The sequence below is a fragment of the Novosphingopyxis iocasae genome (genome assembly GCF_014334095.1).
Classification (GTDB): Bacteria; Pseudomonadota; Alphaproteobacteria; order Sphingomonadales; family Sphingomonadaceae; genus Novosphingopyxis; species Novosphingopyxis iocasae.
The window spans coordinates 330110-349107 of record NZ_CP060495.1 but is presented as its reverse complement, the minus strand read 5'-3'; the positions used below and the strand labels follow the sequence as shown (position 1 = coordinate 349107).

Here is an 18998-nt window from a genome sequence, read left to right as displayed (position 1 = left end):
CGCCCGATCAGTAGGGGCGGCGGGCCGGATAGCCGTAAGTGCCGTAGCAATCGTCGTCGAGGCGACCGCGGCGGTCATAGCCGTCACAACCGTCGTTCTTGTCGACGAAGTAGCCGGCAGCGGCACCGGCGGCGGCGCCCACGGCTGCACCGGTGGCGATATCGCCGCCGGTTGCGGCGGCAACGCCGGCGCCCAGCAGGCCGCCTGCACCCGCGCCCTCGGCGAGATAATTGTCGGCACAGCCCGCGAGCGGCATCGCCATGACGACGGCGGCGGGAAGAAGCGCTTTTTTGATGGTGAACATAAGTCGATACTCCGGCGTGTTGGTAAATTGCGTAACGATTGGCGAACCCACGTCCGGGCTGTCGGTTCCGTAACGATCGGTCGGAGCGTGATGGCAGAGCGCCGTTGCTCGCATTTTCGGTTGCACCGACCTTCCCCGCCCTGCCAGAGCGTCCGCCAGGAGAGGAGACGTCTATCATGATCAGCGCCATCGGCCTCATCGGCGCCCTTGCGCTGCTCATCTGGATGACGATCCGCGGCGTGAATATTTTGATCGCCGGGCCCGTCGCCGCCGCGGTGGTCGCGCTGACGTCGGGCATCGCTTGGCTGCCCCCGCTCGCCGCCGAGGGCGCACCCAATTTCGCGACCAGCTATATGGACGGCTTCGTCGGCTTCTTCGCGGACTGGTTTTTCATCTTCCTGCTCGGCGCGATCTTCGGGGAGGTGATGGGCCGCACCGGCGCCGCCGCCAGCATCGCGCACGCCGTCACGAAAGCCCTGGGGCCCCGCTTCGCGCTCGCCGCCGTGGTCCTCGCCACCGCCATCCTTACCTATGGCGGCGTCAGCGTCTTTATCGTCGCCTTCGCGGTCTATCCGCTGGCCGTGCAGCTTTTTCGCAGCGCCGATTTGCCGCACCGCTTCATCCCCGGAGCGCTCGCCTTCGGATCGGTCACCTTTACGATGACCAGCGCGGGCAGCCCGGAAATCCAGAACCTCATCCCGATGCAATATCTCGGCACCACCGCCTGGGCGGGCGCGGGCGTCAGCCTGATCGTCGCGATCCTGATGGCAAGCCTCGGCTATTTCCTGCTGTCGCGCATGATCGCGCGCGCGGTGGCGAAGGGCGAACATTTCGAACCGCGCAAAGGCGTGGACGACGATACGCGCGATCCTTCCGAGCTGCCGCGCTGGTGGGCCGCGCTGCTGCCACTCGTCACCGTCTTCTCGGTCTTCCTGATCTTTCAATATCCGGAATATCTCGGCGCTCTTTCCGATATCCTGCCCCCCGAAAGCCTTGGCAAATGGGCACTAGTGGTCGCGCTCGGCTCCGGCATCATTGTCGCCGCGCTAATCGGATTGCGATCGCGCGAGCGCCTGCCCACCGCCTTCTCGATCGGGGCGACGGGCGCGGTGGTGGCGATCACCAACACCTGCGCGGTGGTGGGCTTCGGCACGGTGGCGCAGCTTACCCCCGCCTTTCAGCAAGCGCTCGGCGCGGTCCAGTCGCTGCCTGGCGATCCGCTGATCGGCGCGGCCATCGCCGTGACCGTCATCGCCGGGCTCACCGGCTCCGCCAGCGGCGGCCAATCGATCGCGCTGCCGCTCATCGCACCGCATTATCTGGCGGAGGGGGCCAATCCGGCCGAGCTCCACCGCGTCGTCGCCATTGCCAGCGGCGCGCTCGATAGCCTGCCGCACAATGGCTATGTCGTCACCACCATCCGCGCGGTGTGCGGCGAGACGCACGCCCGCGCCTATCCCGCGGTGGCGATGACGACGCTGCTGGTGCCGATCATCGGCACCATTGTGGCGATCGCCCTGTTCACGATTTTCTGAGGGCACCCTGTCCTACCGGATCGGCCGACCCTATACTGAACCCGTGCCCAGCCGATCCCCGACCCGAACCGACGCTCCGTTCGTCGATGAAGCGGCACGCTTCGGCCAAATTGCGAGACCCCGTTCCCGCGCCATGTGTGACCTTTCGAAATCGCCCTCCGAGACCGCTCCTCCCATAATTATGGCGCAGCACGCATGAACCGCGCCCGCGTCCTCCTGCGCACGGCCGCCGTCGGCCCGCTCGATTACCGCATTCCGCGCGAGATGGATGTCGAGCACGGCTCGATCGTCTCCGTGCCGCTCGGCCCCCGCCAGCTCGTCGGCGTGGTGTGGGAGGAAGAGAAGTTCGATGTCGAGGAGGTGGGCGACAACCGCCTGCGCAACATCCTCGGCGTCCTCGACGCCCCGCCGATCAAGCCTGAATTGCGCCGCCTCGCCGAATGGACGGCGGACTATTATCTCGCGCCCCTCGCCGCGGTGCTGCGCATGATCCTGCCCAGCTCCAGCGCGCTCGGCCCCGGCGGCACCGTGATCGAATATCGCGCCACCGGCATCGCCCCGCCGCGCATGACCGCGCAGCGGGAGCAGGCGCTGGAAAAGCTGGAAGGCGAACAGGGCCTGGTGCGCGAACTCGCCGCCAAGGCGGGCGTCACCGATGCCGTGATCCGCGGCCTCGTAAAAGCGGGATCGTTCGAGGCGGTGGAAGTAAGCGGCGATGCGCCCTTCCCCCCGCTCGATCCCGATTTCGCGCAGGTCGACTTGACCGAGCAGCAGGAGGCCGCGTCGCGGCGTCTGCGCGAGGCCGTGAACACCCGCGCCTTTGCCCCCATCCTGCTCGATGGCGTCACCGGCTCCGGCAAGACGGAAGTCTATTTCGAAGCCGTGGCCGCGGCGCTGCGCTCGGGCCGCCAATCGCTCGTCCTGCTGCCGGAAATCGCGCTCACCCAAGCCTTTCTCAAACGTTTCCGCGCCCGTTTCGGCGCCGAGCCTGCGCTCTGGCACAGCTCCTTACGCTCCACCGAGCGCCGCCGAACCTGGCGCGGGATCGCCAGCGGTGAGGCCAAGGTAGTGGTCGGCGCGCGCTCCGCTCTGTTTCTGCCCTTCGCGGATCTCGCCTGCATCATCGTGGACGAGGCGCATGAGACCAGCTTCAAGCAGGAAGACGGCGTGCGCTATCATGCGCGCGACGTCGCGGTAATGCGTGGCCTGATGGAAAGCCTGCCGGTGGTCTTGGCCTCGGCCACACCCGCGCTGGAATCGCGGCACATGGCGGAAATCGGCCGTTACGAGCAGCTCGTCATCCCCTCGCGCTACGGCGCGGCGCGCATGCCGGATATTCACGCGCTCGATCTGCTGGAAGACCCGCCCGAGCGCGGCCACTGGATCGCGCCGAGCCTGGTCCGTGCGATCGAGGAACGGCTGGAACGCGGCGAGCAGTCTCTCCTGTTCCTCAACCGCCGCGGCTATGCGCCGCTCACCCTCTGCCGCCATTGCGGGCACCGCATCCAATGCCCCAACTGCACCAGCTGGATGGTCGAGCATCGCCTGATGCGCCGCCTCGCCTGCCACCATTGCGGGCATCTGGAGAAAATACCCGAAAAATGCCCGGAATGCGGGGAAGCGGACAGCCTCGTCGCCTGCGGCCCCGGCGTGGAGCGCATTTGCGAGGAAGTGCAGAAGCTGTTCCCCGAGGCGCGCACGGTGGTCGCCACGTCGGACACCATCTCCAACCCCGCCCACGCCGCCGAATTCGTGGCGCGCGTGGAAGCGGGCGCGATCGACATCATCGTCGGCACGCAGCTGGTGACGAAGGGATATCACTTCCCCAATCTGACGCTGGTCGGCGTGATAGACGCCGATCTGGGCCTGGAAGGCGGAGACCTGCGCGCCGCCGAGCGGACCTTCCAGCAGATCGCGCAGGTAGCAGGCCGGGCAGGCCGCGCCGAAAAGCCGGGCGAGGTCGTCATCCAGACGCGCAGCCCCGGCCACGCGGTGATCGAGGCACTGGTCGCGGGCGAACGCGACGCCTTTTACGATGCCGAGACCGAGGCACGGCGGCAGGCGGGGGCCCCGCCCTTCGGTCGCCTCGCCGCAATCATCGTCTCGTCCGAGGATCAGGCCGAAGCGGCGGAAACCGCGCGCATCATCAAGGCGAGCGCGCCGCAGATGGAAGACGCCATCGTCTACGGCCCCGCCCCCGCGCCCCTCGCCATGCTACGCGGCCGCCACCGCCAGCGCCTCCTCGTCCACGCCCGCCGCTCCGCGCCGCTGCAAGAGGCGATGCGCGAATGGCTCGGCAAGCTAGACTGGCCCCGCGGCGTTCGCGTCACGGTCGACGTCGATCCGTACAGTTTTCTGTGAGAAGCATCCGCTCTTGAGCGCGCAGCCCCCGCAATTCTATAGGAAGCCGCCCATCGCCCGGAAGGACATCATGCGCCAATTCCTGCTTCTGATCGCGCTGGCCTTTGCTGCGCTTGCCCCCTCCCCCGCCGCCGCCGATCCGGCGGATATTACGGCGGCCAGCCGCGGTGTGGTGCGCGTGGTGCTGGTGGCGCGCGATGGCGGGCAGGTCTTTTATGTCGGCCATGGATCAGGCGTCGCGGTGGCGCCCGATCTGATCCTGACCAATGCGCATGTGGTGGAGCCTGCACAGGGTGACGGCTCTATCGTCATCGGCGTTGTGCCGTCCGAGGGTTCGAAGAGTTACGGGGCCAAGGTGGTCGCCTACAGCCCGGGCAATGATCTGGCGCTGCTGCGCTTGGCGGACGGAGCGCGGGTGACGCCGGACACCATCTATGCCGGCGCCCCGTCCGATGGGATGGACGCCATCGCCATCGGCTATCCCAGCAATGTCGATCAGGCCCAGGGCCTGCAGGTAGAAGATATTATCCGCCCGCAGGCCGCCGTGAAAACGCGCGGCACCGTATCGGGCGGGCGATCGGCCAAGCAGTTCGACACCATCCTGCACACCGCACCGATCGGGGCAGGCAATAGCGGCGGCCCGCTGGTCGATGCCTGCGGGCGCGTGATCGGCATCAACAGCTTCGGCTCGGTCAGCGACGGCAATGATGCGGAGTTTTTCTTCGCCGTTTCGGCGCGCGAGATCATGGGCTTTCTGCGCAAGGCGGGCGTCCAGTTCCAGACCAATGCCGCGCCCTGCCGCTCGGTCGCCGAGTTGACCGCCGCCGAGGAAGAACGCCAGGCGGCCGTCCGGGCGCGGATCGCAGCCGAGGAGCGACAGGCGTCAGAAATGCGCGCCAAGGCCGAGGCAGCGGCGCGGCGCAAGGCGGAACTGTCAGTGATCGCGGAGCGCGAGGACGGAATGGCGATTGCCGGACTGCTGCTGGCGCTGGCGGTCATCGGCGCGGGCGCGGGCGGCCTCTTCTTTACGCGCGGGCAGAAATATCCGGCCATTGGCGGCGCAGCGGCGGGTGCAGCGCTGATGCTGGGCGCGGTGCTGGTCTACCTCGCCCGGCCGAGCATGGGCGACATCGAGGACCGGATCGATCTGCCCAAGATCATGCCACCGAAGGCCTCCACTAGCTCTACTGCCGCCCCAAACGGCAAGCTGATGTGCACTTTGCAGCCCGAGCGAAGCCGGGTGACGGTGTCGGGCGGGAACGAAGTGCCGCTCGATTGGCAGGCGGACGGCTGCGTCAACGGGCGCACGCAATATGGCAAGGACGGCAGCGTCTACACCCGTATCTTCGTGCCCAATATCGACAGCAGCGTTTCGAAGAACAGCTTCGATCCTGCGACTGGCGAATATCGCGTCGAACGGTTTCTTCTAGGGCTCGACGCGATGAACAAAGCGCGCTCGGTGCGGCAGCAATATGACGTGCCGAGCTGCGATGCGGGCGCGGACGCGCAGACCCGGCTGCGCGCTATGCAGAGCGCGATCGAGCAGGTGCTGCCGCCGCAACCGAATGAAATGCTGGTTTACCAATGTAGCAAGGCTGAGGGTTAGGAGCGTTCGCGCTCCAGCAGCTTGCGTTTGACGTCCAGGCCATAAGCATAGCCGCCCAGCGATCCGTCGCTGCGGATCACGCGATGACAGGGGATCAGGACAGCGACATGGTTGTTCGCATTCGCCGACCCCGCGGCGCGCAGCGCCTTGGGATTGCCCGCCGCAGCGGCGATGTCCGAATAGCTGCGCGTCTCACCGGGCGGAATGGCGCGCAGGGCCTCCCAGCAAGCCTCCTGAAACGCAGTGCCTTTCACATCGAGCGGGATATGCGCGAAATCGCCCGGCTCCTCGACTGCATCGACGACGTTCTGCAGAAGCGCCACGAAGCTCTCGCCGCCCTGCTCCAGCGCCGCTTTCGGGAAGCGCCGTTCCAGCTCTTCTGGTCCCTCACCGAAGGAAAGTCGGCACACGCCCTTGTCGGTCGCCGCGACGAGCATGGCACCGAGGCTAGTCTCCACCACCGCCCAGCGCAGCGCCACGCCGCGCCCGCCATCGTTCCAGATCGAAGGTGCCATGCCCATTCTCCCGCCGGCCTGTTCGTAGAATCGCGACGGGGCGTTGAACCCCGCATCATAAAGCGCGCCGGTCACATTGCGCGAAGCCGTCAAGGCATCCTGCGCCCGCTCCATCCGCAGCGCCCGGCCATAAGCTGCCGGGGAGAGCCCGACCTGCCGCTTGAAAATGCGCTGAAAGTGGCTGGGCGAATAGCCGGTGCTTTCTGCAAGATCGGCGAGTGAGACCGATTCGCACCCGCTCCGGATTTGCGCCAGCGCGGCCGTAATGGCAGCCGCGTCGCGCGCAACGTCATCCGGCAGGCATCGTTTGCACGGACGCAAACCGGCCTCGCGCGCCGCCGTGCCATCCGCATAGAAGCGCACATTGCGCCGCGCGGGGGTTTTCGCGCCGCAGCTTGGGCGGCAAAATATTCCCGTCGAATGCACACCGGTGACGAAACGGCCGTCCATCGTCCGGTCACGCCTTTGCACCGCCGCCCAGGCCGCTGCGTCATCCAGGTTCGAATCGCCGCAAGTCATGGCACGCAATGTGAAGGGTTCGCCATGGCTTGGCATCCCGAAACTTGCGCTCGAACCATGGAGCCGGGGCGCTGCTCCACTATCTTTCGACCATCGCATTGTAATCCCTTGCCGCGATTGCCGTCCCCTGACCTTGCCAAGGGGGAAGGCCGATGCTAACCGCGCCCCCAAGATCGTCAGGCCGGCTCCCCGGCCCGGTGCCCCATGGTCTTTCATGACCATGCGGAGATTCTTAAAGTGGAAGGACATTCGCGCGTGGAGACATCCAGCGGCATTTCGGCTAGCCTGGCAGGACGTTACGCCACCGCCCTGTTCGAGCTGGCGCGTGATCGCGGACAGATCGAATCGGTGGAGCGCTCTCTGGCCTCGCTCAAGCAGGCGCTCGACGAGGTTCCCGAGTTCATGACGGTGACGACGAGCCCGGAATTTTCGCGCGAGCAGGCCGAGCGCGCCTCGCTTGCCGTGGCCGATCAGCTCGGCGTCGATCCGCTGACGCGCAATTTTATCGGCGTGCTGTCGGAAAATCGCCGCCTTGCCAAGCTGAAGCAGGTCGCACGCGATTTCGACACGCTGGTCGCCGCCCATCGCGGCGAAGTGACCGCCGAAGTCGTGAGCGCCCATGCGCTCACCGACGATCAGATGGAGGCGCTGCGCAAGCAGCTGCGCACCCGCGTCGGCCGCGACGTCAACATTCAGTCCCGTATCGATCCGTCGATTCTGGGCGGCCTGGTCGTCAAGATCGGCAGCCGCATGATCGACAGCAGTATCAAGACCCGTCTCAACACGCTCGCCAGTGCGATGAAAGGCTAAAAGGCTAAATCCATGGACATCCGCGCCGCAGAAATCTCGAAGGTCATCAAGGACCAGATCGCCAATTTCGGTAACGAAGCCGAAGTCTCCGAAGTGGGCACCGTGCTGTCCGTCGGTGACGGTATCGCCCGCGTTCACGGCCTCGACCAGGTGCAGGCCGGTGAGATGGTGGAATTTCCCGGTAATATCCAGGGCATGGCGCTGAACCTTGAAGCCGACAATGTCGGCGTCGTGATCTTCGGGTCCGATACGCACATCAAGGAAGGCGATCAGGTCAAGCGGACCGGCACCATCGTGGACGTTCCGGTGGGCAAGGGCCTGCTCGGCCGCGTGGTCGACGGCCTCGGCAACCCGATCGACGGCAAGGGCCCGATCCAGGCCGAAAAGCGCATGCGCGTGGAACAGAAGGCGCCTGGCATCATCCCGCGCAAGTCGGTGCACGAGCCCGTGCAGACCGGCCTCAAGGCCATCGATGCGCTGGTTCCCGTCGGCCGCGGCCAGCGTGAGCTGATTATCGGTGACCGTCAGACCGGCAAGTCCGCCGTCGCGATCGACACCTTCATCAACCAGAAGCACGCCAATGCGGGCGATGACGAGAGCAAGAAGCTCTACTGCATCTACGTCGCGATCGGCCAGAAGCGCTCCACCGTCGCGCAGATCGTCCGCCAGCTCGAAGAGAATGGCGCGATGGAATATTCGATCGTGGTCGCCGCGACCGCGTCCGAGCCTGCCCCGCTGCAGTATCTCGCGCCCTATACCGGCGTGACGATGGGCGAATATTTCCGCGACAACGGCATGCACGCCGTGATCGTGTATGACGATCTGTCCAAGCAGGCCGTCGCCTATCGCCAGATGTCGCTGCTGCTGCGCCGCCCGCCGGGCCGCGAAGCCTATCCGGGCGACGTGTTCTATCTCCACAGCCGCCTTCTCGAGCGCGCGGCGAAGATGAACGAGGTCAATGGCGCCGGTTCGCTCACCGCTTTGCCGATCATCGAGACGCAGGCCGGCGACGTGTCCGCCTACATCCCGACCAACGTGATCTCGATCACCGACGGCCAGATCTTCCTTGAAACGAACCTGTTCTATCAGGGCATCCGTCCGGCCATCAACGTCGGCCTGTCGGTGAGCCGCGTCGGCGGCGCCGCACAGACCAAGGCAATGAAAAAGGTATCCGGCTCGATCAAGCTGGAGCTCGCCCAGTACCGCGAGATGGAAGCGTTTGCGCAGTTCGGTTCGGACCTCGATGCCTCGACGCAGCGCCTCCTCAACCGCGGCGCGCGCCTGACGCAGCTGCTGAAGCAGCCGCAGTTCAGCCCCCTCCCCTTCGAGGAGCAGACGGTGGTGATCTTTGCCGGCACCAACGGCTATATCGACAGCGTCGATGTGGATCAGGTGTCCTATTATGAAAGCTCGCTGCTCAGCTACATGCGCGCCGAGCATCAGGACATCCTGGACACTATCCGCGAGACCAAGGACCTCGGTGATGAGGTCAAGGGCAAGCTGAAGGACGCGCTCGACAGCTTTGGCAAGAGCTTCGCTTAAGGATCGTGAACCGTAGCCCTGAGCCTGTCGAAGGGCGCCTCTGCAACGAGAGTCATGCTTCGACAAGCTCAGCATTTACGGGATTGGTGATAGGGTAAATGGCAAGCCTCAAAGAACTTAAAGGCCGCATCTCCTCGGTCAAATCGACCCAGAAGATCACCAAGGCCAAGCAGATGGTCGCCGCGGCGAAACTGCGCAAGGCACAGGCTGCGGCGGAGGCCGCACGCCCCTATGCCGAGCGCATGGAGGCGGTGGTTTCCTCGCTCGCCTCGCGGATTACGCCTAATAACCGCTCGCCCAAGCTGCTTATCGGCACGGGCAAGGATCAGGTGCACCTGCTGGTTGTCCTGACATCCGACCGCGGTCTTGCGGGCGCGTTCAACGCGAACATCGTGAAGGAAGCGCGCAATTATGCTCGCCAGCTGGAAAAGGACGGCAAGACCGTTATTTTCTATCTCGCCGGTCGCAAGGGCCGCAGCGCGATCAACCGCTTCCACCCCGGCCAGACCGAGAAATATTACGACACGACCGAGGTGAAGGAACCCGGCTTCGACGAGGCGCGTGAGATTTCGCAGGACCTCACCGATATGTTGGAAGCCGGCACCTTCGACGTCGCGCATCTGTTCTATTCCAAGTTCAGGTCCGCGCTGACGCAGGAGCCGACCCGCCAGCAGATCATCCCGGTGAAGATTGACGAGAGCGCCGCCGCCCGGGAGGCCGCAGATAATGCTCCGTCGGCTTCGGTGGAATATGAGCCGGATGAGGAAGCGATCCTTGCCGATCTGCTGCCGAAGAACCTGACGACGCAGATCTTCACCGCGCTTCTGGAAAACATGGCTTCCGAACAGGGCGCCTCGATGACCGCGATGGACAATGCGACGCGTAATGCGGGCGAGTTGATCGACAACCTCACCATCCAGTATAATCGCAGCCGTCAGGCAGCGATCACTACCGAACTCGTTGAAATTATTTCTGGCGCAGAAGCGCTGTAACGCCAGGCAGATAGGACCGGATATGGCTACCCAGCTTCAAGAGAAACCCGCGACGACCAACAATGTTGGCCGCATCAGCCAGGTGATCGGCGCCGTCGTCGACGTGCAGTTCGACAACGAACTGCCGGAGATCCTGAACGCGCTCGAAACCGATAACAACGGCAAGCGCCTCGTGCTCGAAGTCGCCCAGCATCTCGGTGAGAACACCGTGCGCTGCATCGCCATGGACGGCACCGATGGCCTTACACGCGGCCAGAATGTGACCGACACGGGATCGCAGATCCGCATGCCCGTCGGCCCGGAAACGCTCGGCCGCATCATGAACGTCGTCGGCGAGCCGATCGACGAGCGCGGGCCGATCAACGCGAAGGCCACCGCGCCGATCCACGCCGAAGCGCCGGAATTCATCGACCAGTCGACCGAGAGCGACATTCTGGTCACCGGCATCAAGGTGATCGACCTTCTCGCCCCTTATGCGAAGGGCGGTAAGATCGGCCTGTTCGGCGGCGCGGGCGTCGGCAAGACCGTGCTCATTCAGGAGCTGATCAACAACATCGCGAAGGGCCATGGCGGCACCTCCGTGTTCGCCGGCGTTGGCGAGCGTACCCGCGAGGGTAACGATCTCTATCACGAGTTCCTCGACGCCAACGTCATCGCCAAGAACGAGGCGGGCGAAGCGATTTCCGAAGGCTCCAAAGTGGCGCTGGTCTACGGCCAGATGAACGAGCCCCCGGGCGCGCGTGCCCGCGTGGCACTCTCCGGCCTGACCATCGCGGAGTATTTCCGCGATCAGGAAGGTCAGGACGTGCTGTTCTTCGTCGACAACATCTTCCGCTTTACCCAGGCTGGTTCGGAAGTGTCGGCGCTGCTCGGCCGCATTCCCTCGGCCGTGGGCTATCAGCCCACCCTGTCCACCGACATGGGCCAGCTGCAGGAGCGCATCACCTCCACCAACAAGGGGTCGATCACCTCGGTGCAGGCCATTTACGTGCCCGCGGACGATTTGACCGATCCGGCGCCGGCCACCTCCTTCGCCCACTTGGACGCGACGACCGTGCTCAACCGCGCGATCTCCGAGCTCGGTATCTATCCCGCGGTCGATCCGCTCGATTCCACCAGCCGCGTGCTCGAACCGCGCGTCGTGGGCCAGGAGCATTACGAGACCGCTCGCGCCGTCCAGGAAACGCTGCAGAAGTATAAGAGCCTGCAGGACATTATCGCCATCCTCGGCATGGACGAACTGTCCGAAGAGGATAAGCTGACGGTGGCCCGCGCGCGCAAGATCCAGCGCTTCCTCTCGCAGCCCTTCCACGTGGCCGAGGTGTTCACCAACATCCCGGGCAAGTTCGTGCAGCTCGAAGATACCATCAAGAGCTTCAAGGCGGTGGTCGACGGCGAATATGACCATCTGCCCGAAAGCGCCTTCTACATGGTCGGCGGCATCGAAGAGGCGATTGAAAAGGGCAAGAAGCTCGCCGAAGAGGCCTGATCGCTCATGGCGGCGCGCTCATCGACAAACGATCGGCGCGCCGACATCTGGCTGAAACGGCTGCTTTGGCTGGGGATTGCGGACTTCCTGCTCATCTCCGCTTTCGAGATTCACCACTATCGGATCGAAAGCTGGCGATTGTTCGATGCAGGCTTTGCCGATCTCGCGGCAGCGGTCTTCAACCAGCCATCCACGGGTTGGTGGCTTTATGCCATCGCTTTTCCGTTCGTGGCAGTAAATTTCGGATCGATGGTGCTGATGCTGCGCGGACGCCGCGGGCTGCTCATACCCTTCCTGATCTCGATGGTGGCCATCGCCTTCATGCAGTTCGCGGCGGGGCAGACGGTTCGCTATCACGATGTCTGGTCGGACGTTCTCTGGATGGCAGGCTACTTCATCGGCGGCATGATCACCGCCATCCTGTTTTTTAACTTGGACGGGCAGCCGCGCGGCGATATCAGCCCGGCAGACGCTTAAATCCACCACGCGGAAGACTGAACCATGGCCAGCACCCTCCATTTCGAACTCGTGACGCCTGAGAAGCTGGTGCGCTCCGACGATGTGCACATGGTCGTGGTCCCCGGCGCCGAGGGCGATTTCGGCGTCCTCGCCGGCCACTCGCCCTTAATGTCCACAGTCCGCGACGGCGATCTCTCGATCTATAAATCCGAAGGCGCCGCCCCGGAAAAGATCCGCATCGAAGGTGGTTTTGCCGAAGTGAACGACAAGGGTCTGACGGTACTTGCGGAGAAGGCGGGCGAATAAGTCCTTCACTGCCGCAATGCGGCATTTTAACCGAAATTTATCCATAGTGCCGCATTTCCGTGCCCAATTGGGGGTGCAGCGGTCATGCCGAACATTGTTATTCAACCGGTTGCCGTTTTGGGCGGACGCCTATGCTGACCGCGACCGGTTATCGGGAGCCGCGCCCGCTGGCAGCGACTGACTGGCATGAGCTGCGCCTATTTGGCGTGCTCACATTGTTCGTGCTTTTGCTGCGCTTTCCGTACATCGGCTTTCCCGATATATTCATCGACGAGGAGTTCTATCTCGTCGTTGGTGATCGACTTCTTAGTGGACAGATTCCCTACGTCGATGTTTGGGATCGCAAACCCATCGGCCTCTTCCTGCTATTCGCCGGTATGCGCCTTCTAGGCGGCGATGCGGTTGTGGCCTATCAGTTAGTCGCCGCGCTTTTCGCAATCGCCACCAGCTGGTTCATCCTGTTGATCTCGCGACGTTATGTCGGTCACGCCGCTGCGCTGGCTGGCGCAATCGTCTATGTTGCGTGGCTAGCAACACTCGGTGGCTCTGGTGGTCAGTCACCTGTTTTCTACAACGCGCTAACAGCCGCTGCAGGTTGGATGACAATACGCTCGTCGGAAGAGCATCACTTCGGGCGCAGTTCTCGCTGGGCCTTTGGCGCAATGATTGTCTGCGGCCTCACCCTTCAAATCAAATACACCGCAGTCATCGAAGGAGTATTTTTCGGCCTCGCGATAATTTGGACCATATACCGGAAAGGTACGTCACAGGTGCGGATTACCAGGCTGGCCGTCATCATGATTGCACTCGCGCTAGCGCCTACTGCCGCAGCACTTATCTTTTACGCAGCAATCGGACATCTCGACGCTTTCGTGTACGCAAACTTCTTTTCGGTGTTCGACCGCCTGCCGCAGCCGGGTTATGAGATCTCCAACAATCTTCGACTGCTTTCGTTAGTTCTGCTACCTGTGATGATCTGTCTGCCTGCCGCGGTAGCCATATTCACGAGACATCCCGACAAAAAAATGATGCGTGGCTTTCTGGCGGGCTGGCTGGTCGCGGCAGTTTTAGGCTTTGCTTTGATCGGAAACTATTTTGATCACTACGCGCTGCCAGTCCTCGTCCCTGCCTGCCTCATCCTCGCCATGCTGTTTGATCAGCCGAAATATGGCGCAATCGCCTTTCTCGTGCTGATCGTTTGGGCTCTGCTTATCGCCAATCTTCGTAACGTGCCGAAGGCGGAAAGCCGTGAACTTGTGTCGGCAATGACGAGGGAGATTAAACCTTACACCGATCGCGGCGCAACATTGTACATCGACGACGCGCCCATGATACTCTATTTGGAAACCGGAGCCCACGCACCTTGGCGTACCCTGTTTCCCTTTCACCTGACCGACGCGACCGAAATCGATGCCGTGGGCGTCGATACGCATGCTGAGATGCGCAAGGTGATCGCCAGTAGCCCCGGCATCATACTTACCTCGTCAGCCGCGTTCACGCCCGTGGTCGATGAGATCAATCGCCAAGCGCTCGATGATCTCATCGACCGCAATTATGTCGTCACGGCCTCTTTCGGACGACCGAACCGACGCTACGCGGTGAATGTCCGGCGCGATCTCATCGACGCCCAACGCTAATCCGGCGTCCCTTCCATCGGCGGGACTTCGCGGCGCGGCTTGATCTGGCGTTGGCGCCAGAGCCACAGGCCGGCCGCCACGATAAGCGCCGATCCCGCGATCGAAACCGCATCGGGAAAATCGCCGTAGAAGATCATCCCGATGCCCAGCGCCATGATGAGCTGCACATACACCATCGGCGCGATTGTCGCCGCAGAAGCCTTGGTGGTCGCAGTATAGACGATCCAGTGAGCGGTGCTGGCCGTCACGGCGACAAAGGCGCAGCGCGCGATCACGCTCGTTTCGGGCCAGCCGACCTGCAGCGGCGCGAAGCCGCTGAAATGGCCGATGGTGGCCGCCAGGATCAGGAACGGTGCGGCAAACCCCGCCACCAGCACTTGCATCAACAAACCCGAACCGCTGTTTGAAACCTTCCGGTTAAAAATCATCAGGAAGGCCATGCCCAAGGCCGATCCGAGCGGTAGCAGCGCCGCCCAGCCAAGCAGCGCGATATTGGGGCGTAGCACCACCAGCACGCCGGCAAAGGCCACCACAGTGGCAATCCAGATCCGTTTCGAAGCCCGTTCCTTCAGCAACAGGGCGGAAAGCAGGCCCGTCAGCATGGGGCTGGTGAACTGAATTGCTGTCGCTTCGGCCAGCGGCATGAGGAAGATGGCGGAGAAGAAGCAGACCGTTGCCATCGCGACGAAGAAGCCGCGCGCGACCTGCGCCTTCCACATTGGCAGTCGAAATCCTGCGCGCCCTTCCTTCAAGAAAAGAATTGTCGCGAGACCGATCGCACCGAAGCTGTAACGCAGCGCGGCCACTGCCGTCCCCGGCCATTCGCCGGCGATCGACTTGATTATCCCGTCGCCGATCGAAAGACTCGCGAATCCGACGAGCGCGAACAGCATGCCTGCGCGCGCATCGTCGCGGTTTCCGGATGATCCTGATGTCATGACCGCGGCGCTTTAGAACGCGCGGATCGACTTGGCAAAGCGCGATATGCTTTCGGATTTGTTTACCCTTTTCGCTTAGCTCCCGTCATCCATGACGCAATATCCGAGCATTGATCGATGAGCGCTTTCGGCAAACGCAACGGCCCCTCCGGCGGGCGACCCAGCTTCGGCGTAGCAAGGCCGATGAGCGGCGGCGCACCGCACCCGCGCGGGACTGATGCCCCGCCGCCCCCGCCGCCTGCGCCCCCTGTAGGTGGGGAACAGTTTCCGCCGCTCGATTCGCTGGATATCGGCACCTCGCCGCCTACCGCATCGATGGATGCCATGAACCGGCTCACCGAGCGGGCCACCTCGGTTTCCGAAACCGGCAAACAGGGCGAAGGCTTCGAAGCGTCCGTTCACCGCATCAAGGAACAGGTGCTGCCGCGCCTTCTTGAACGCGTCGATCCGGAAGCCGCCTCTACGCTCAACAAGGAAGAACTGACGGAGGAATTCCGGCCGATCATCCTGGAAGTGCTGGCCGAACTCAAGCTTACCCTCAACCGGCGCGAACAGTTCGCGCTGGAAAAAGTGCTGGTCGATGAGCTTCTGGGCTTCGGTCCGCTGGAAGAGCTTCTGTCCGATCCGGATGTCTCGGACATCATGGTGAACGGCCCGTTCCAGACCTACATCGAAAAGAAGGGCAAGCTTACCCTCGCCCCCACGCAGTTCCGCGATGAGGAGCATCTGTTCCAGATCGCACAGCGCATCGTGAACCAGGTCGGCCGCCGCGTTGACCAGACCACGCCGCTGGCCGACGCGCGCCTTAAGGACGGCAGCCGTGTCAACGTCATCGTGCCGCCGCTCAGCCTTCGTGGCACCGCCATCTCAATTCGTAAATTCTCCGAAAAGCCGATCACGCTCGATATGCTGAAGGGCTACGGGTCGATGAACGAGAAGATGTGCACCGCGCTCAAGATCGCGGGCGCCAGCCGCATGAACGTGGTGATTTCCGGCGGTACCGGCTCCGGTAAGACGACGATGCTGAACGCCCTGTCCAAGATGATCGATCCGGGCGAGCGCGTATTGACGATCGAGGACGCAGCCGAACTTCGCCTGCAGCAGCCGCATTGGCTGCCGCTGGAAACCCGTCCGCCGAATCTGGAGGGCGACGGCGCGATCACCATTGGCGATCTCGTCAAGAACGCACTGCGTATGCGCCCCGATCGCATCATTCTGGGCGAAATTCGCGGCAGCGAGTGCTTCGATCTGCTCGCCGCCATGAACACGGGCCATGACGGCTCCATGTGTACGCTCCACGCCAACTCCCCGCGCGAATGCCTGGCGCGTATGGAGAACATGATCCTGATGGGCGACATCAAGATTCCGAAAGAGGCGATCAGCCGCCAGATCGCCGAATCGGTCGATTTGATCGTGCAGGTGAAGCGCCTTCGCGACGGCAGCCGCCGCACCACGCAGATCACCGAGGTGATCGGCATGGAAGGCGACGTCATCGTCACGCAGGATCTGTTTAAGTTCAACTATCTGGACGAGGATGCCGAAGGCATGATCGTGGGCGAATATGCCAGTTCGGGCCTTCGCCCCTATACGCTGGACAAGGCCAAGCAGTTCGGGTTCGACCAGCCCTATCTGGAAGCCTGCCTCTAGACCGGCTCCAACTCCTTTCAGCCGAGTTTGATTGCCAGCGCGGTACCGAACAGGAAGACGATCCCGCTCATCACCGTGATGAACGGCCAGGGCATGAAGCCCGGTCGGTTGAAATCGCGGCGCTTCCGACGCCGATGATCGCCCACGATCGAAATCAGTAACAGACCGAGCGCGATTGCGGCGACCAGCGCCCAAGGGTTCCAGCTGAATAGCTCCATCGGCGGTACAGATGCGGATGGCACGGCCGGTTTCAAGGTTTGATCGAAGGCGAGCCTGCTCTAGGGCGGCGACGTGAACGCGCCCCCACCCCCCACCGACCAGCAGCCCGAACAGCGCGCGATCGCCGGGGCGGCGCTGCGCTTAGTCTCGATGGCCGCGATTTCTGCCATGCTGGCGCTGGTGAAGCTGGCCCAGACGCGCGGCGTGAGTATTTTCGAGAGCGTGTTCTATCGGCAGCTGTTTGCGGTGCCGGCGATCCTTCTTCTGCTGGCACGTAGCGGCCGCTGGGAAAGTCTACGCACCGCCCGCCCGCTCGGCCATGGCGTCCGCATGCTGCTCGGTATCGCCGCCATGAGCCTGAATTTCTGGACCATGACGCTGCTGCCGCTGGCCGAGGCGACGACGATCTTCTTCGCCGTGCCGATCCTTACCACCGTTCTCGCCGCGCTGGTGCTCAAAGAGCCGACCGGCCGCCACCGCTGGAGCGCGGTGGTCGTCGGGTTCATCGGCGTGTTAATCGTGGTGCAGCCCGGCGGCGGCGCGTTGCCCGTGCTGGGGGTGGCAGCCGGCGTTTTCGGCGCGCTGATGACGGCGGCGGTGACGATCCAGATCCGACAGCTCGGCCGGACGGAGCCGACGCTGACCATCGTGTTCTGGTTCAGCCTGACATCGCTTCTCCCGCTGGGCATCGCCATGCTGTTCATCGGGACGGTTCACGATCCGCTGACCTGGGCGATCATTGCCGGGATCGGCCTGCTCGGCGCGATCGGGCAACTTTGCCTGACCGGTGCGCTGCGAATGGCGCCCGTCGCGATCGTGCTGCCGATGGATTATACCGGCCTCATCTGGTCCGCGCTCTACGGCTATTGGCTGTTTGCCGAAATTCCCGCCACGGCCACCTGGTTCGGTGCGCCGCTGATTATCGCGAGCGGGATTTATATCGTCTGGCGCGAACACCGGCTCGCCCGCCGCGCCGCCGCAATTCGCCCGCCGGTGCGCTGATCGCGAACGCGCGGGGGTCTAAGCTTCCCGCACGAACCGCAGCATCAGATTGTTGGCGGGCATGGCACGGCGGTCGGGCGCCGCAAATCCGTGCTGCTGCGCCAGTGCGGTGATCTCGCCCAGATCGCGCAAGCCCCAGCGCGGATCGCGAGCCTTGAGCGAGGCGCCGAAAGACAGGTTGCTGTCGGCCGTTTCGACGTCGGTCTCCAGGAACGGACCGTAGAGGATCAAGGGGGCGCCCGGCGGCAGCACCGCGCGGCGCCCGCGAATAGGCCCTCGGTCGCTTCCCATGGGCTGATATGGACCATGTTGATGCAAAGCACGGCATCGATGTGGGCGACATCCCAATGCTCGGCGCGCGCATCGAGCGCGATCGGCGGCTCTACATTCGCCAGTCGCGCCTCGCCCGTCCAGGCCGCGATCGAGCGCTGCGCCGCGGGCTGGGGGTCGCTCGGTTGCCAGCGGAGCGCAGGGAAATGGCTGGCGAAATAAACGATATGCTCGCCCGATCCGCTGGCCACTTCCAGCACGCGGCCGGTTTCCGGTAGCCATTCGGCCAGCACCTCGGCAATCGCGGCGCGGTTGCGCAGCGTGGCGGGCGCATGCTGTTTGCCCTGCGCCTCGCCCGGTTCGGGCACCCAGGGTTCCGGGCCGCTCATTTCTTGCGCCTCGGCTGGGCCCTGCGCGCGGCCGGTTCACGCAGCGCCAGCCAGATCAGCAGCCCCAGCGGGCCGGCCAGAAAGGTGAGCAGCAGAATCGGCGCCTGCCAGATCCGGCCGAAGCCCTTCGCATCGGCGTCGCGCGCAATCCACATGCCGATGAACAGATCGAACGCGAGATAATGCGTCCAACCGATCACCGTGCCGCCCGGGTTCTTGAACATCGCCGCCTGTAGCCCCGCGACGCTATAGTCGGTCAGCGGCACATTTGGACCGCCCGGATCGATCAGACCGCTCAAAAGGCCGCCCAGACCGACGACGTAGATCAGGCAGAGCAGACCGACGCCCAGATAGGTGATCGCCGAAAAGGTCAGCGCTGCGCGCGGCGCGAAAATGAGGAGCGCCCAGCCGCCCAGAGCGAGGATATTGGCGAGCGAGAAGAGCGTCTCCCAGCTCAT

Annotated in this window: 17 protein-coding genes and 1 pseudogene; 12 read left to right on the top strand and 6 right to left on the bottom strand. The window is 63.7% G+C overall.

Translation table 11 applies throughout. The annotated features are described in order from the left end of the window. Positions 1–7: 7 nt before the first annotated feature. Positions 8–304, bottom strand: a complete 297-nt coding sequence (locus tag H7X45_RS01695) for a glycine zipper domain-containing protein (protein ID WP_246449563.1) — start codon at positions 302–304, stop codon at positions 8–10. A 176-nt stretch (positions 305–480) separates the two neighbouring features. Between H7X45_RS01695 and H7X45_RS01690 the strand changes: the two genes are divergently transcribed. The 3 genes from H7X45_RS01690 (at position 481) to H7X45_RS01680 (ending at position 5806) form a co-directional block, all read left to right on the top strand. Next, positions 481–1839 carry a GntP family permease gene (locus H7X45_RS01690; protein WP_187335848.1) on the top strand — a complete coding sequence of 453 codons (1359 nt, stop codon included), beginning with the start codon at positions 481–483 and terminating at the stop codon, positions 1837–1839. A 195-nt stretch (positions 1840–2034) separates the two neighbouring features. Then, positions 2035–4200, top strand: coding sequence for a primosomal protein N' (locus H7X45_RS01685; protein ID WP_187335847.1), 2166 nt, complete (start codon positions 2035–2037; stop codon positions 4198–4200). Positions 4201–4270: 70 nt separating this feature from the next. Then, on the top strand, positions 4271–5806 hold the full coding sequence (locus tag H7X45_RS01680; protein ID WP_187335846.1) for a S1C family serine protease: 1536 nt from the start codon (positions 4271–4273) through the stop codon (positions 5804–5806). On the opposite strand, the gene H7X45_RS01675 is transcribed toward H7X45_RS01680, so the two are convergent. Then, positions 5803–6840: a bifunctional transcriptional activator/DNA repair enzyme AdaA gene (locus tag H7X45_RS01675; RefSeq protein WP_187336930.1), complete on the bottom strand. Its 1038-nt coding sequence runs from the start codon at positions 6838–6840 to the stop codon at positions 5803–5805. The two genes, H7X45_RS01680 and H7X45_RS01675, sit on opposite strands and share 4 nt — an antisense overlap. A gap of 255 nt (positions 6841–7095) precedes the next feature. Here H7X45_RS01675 and H7X45_RS01670 point away from each other — a divergent pair, with 255 nt between their 5' ends. The 7 genes from H7X45_RS01670 (at position 7096) to H7X45_RS01640 (ending at position 14075) form a co-directional block, all read left to right on the top strand. Next, a complete protein-coding gene (locus H7X45_RS01670; protein ID WP_187335845.1) occupies positions 7096–7650 on the top strand; it encodes a F0F1 ATP synthase subunit delta in 555 nt (184 codons plus the stop codon). Between the two features lie 12 nt (positions 7651–7662). After that, a complete protein-coding gene (gene atpA, locus H7X45_RS01665; RefSeq protein WP_187335844.1) occupies positions 7663–9192 on the top strand; it encodes a F0F1 ATP synthase subunit alpha in 1530 nt (509 codons plus the stop codon). 98 nt (positions 9193–9290) lie between these two features. After that, positions 9291–10184, top strand: coding sequence for a F0F1 ATP synthase subunit gamma (locus tag H7X45_RS01660; protein WP_187335843.1), 894 nt, complete (start codon positions 9291–9293; stop codon positions 10182–10184). A 22-nt stretch (positions 10185–10206) separates the two neighbouring features. Further along, positions 10207–11673, top strand: coding sequence for a F0F1 ATP synthase subunit beta (atpD, locus tag H7X45_RS01655; protein ID WP_187335842.1), 1467 nt, complete (start codon positions 10207–10209; stop codon positions 11671–11673). A gap of 6 nt (positions 11674–11679) precedes the next feature. Further along, on the top strand, positions 11680–12150 hold the full coding sequence (locus H7X45_RS01650) for a hypothetical protein (RefSeq protein ID WP_187335841.1): 471 nt from the start codon (positions 11680–11682) through the stop codon (positions 12148–12150). A 24-nt stretch (positions 12151–12174) separates the two neighbouring features. Next, positions 12175–12438: an ATP synthase F1 subunit epsilon gene (locus tag H7X45_RS01645; RefSeq protein ID WP_187335840.1), complete on the top strand. Its 264-nt coding sequence runs from the start codon at positions 12175–12177 to the stop codon at positions 12436–12438. 131 nt (positions 12439–12569) lie between these two features. After that, positions 12570–14075, top strand: coding sequence for an ArnT family glycosyltransferase (locus H7X45_RS01640; protein WP_187335839.1), 1506 nt, complete (start codon positions 12570–12572; stop codon positions 14073–14075). Here H7X45_RS01640 and H7X45_RS01635 read toward each other — a convergent pair. Further along, a complete protein-coding gene (locus H7X45_RS01635) occupies positions 14072–15013 on the bottom strand; it encodes a DMT family transporter (protein ID WP_246449562.1) in 942 nt (313 codons plus the stop codon). The genes H7X45_RS01640 and H7X45_RS01635 overlap by 4 nt on opposite strands. A gap of 117 nt (positions 15014–15130) precedes the next feature. Between H7X45_RS01635 and H7X45_RS01630 the strand changes: the two genes are divergently transcribed. Next, positions 15131–16660, top strand: coding sequence for a TadA family conjugal transfer-associated ATPase (locus H7X45_RS01630; RefSeq protein WP_187335838.1), 1530 nt, complete (start codon positions 15131–15133; stop codon positions 16658–16660). A gap of 17 nt (positions 16661–16677) precedes the next feature. On the opposite strand, the gene H7X45_RS01625 is transcribed toward H7X45_RS01630, so the two are convergent. Beyond that, a complete protein-coding gene (locus H7X45_RS01625; RefSeq protein WP_187335837.1) occupies positions 16678–16902 on the bottom strand; it encodes a hypothetical protein in 225 nt (74 codons plus the stop codon). Positions 16903–16951: 49 nt separating this feature from the next. Here H7X45_RS01625 and H7X45_RS01620 point away from each other — a divergent pair, with 49 nt between their 5' ends. Further along, positions 16952–17881, top strand: coding sequence for a DMT family transporter (locus H7X45_RS01620; RefSeq protein WP_246449561.1), 930 nt, complete (start codon positions 16952–16954; stop codon positions 17879–17881). A gap of 18 nt (positions 17882–17899) precedes the next feature. On the opposite strand, the pseudogene H7X45_RS01615 reads toward H7X45_RS01620, so the two are convergent. Then, a pseudogene (locus H7X45_RS01615) lies at positions 17900–18540 on the bottom strand (DUF938 domain-containing protein). Next, positions 18537–18998 (bottom strand): ABA4-like family protein, encoded by a 462-nt coding sequence (locus H7X45_RS01610; RefSeq protein ID WP_187335836.1) that lies wholly within the window; start codon positions 18996–18998, stop codon positions 18537–18539. The pseudogene H7X45_RS01615 and the gene H7X45_RS01610 overlap by 4 nt, the downstream one beginning before the upstream one ends.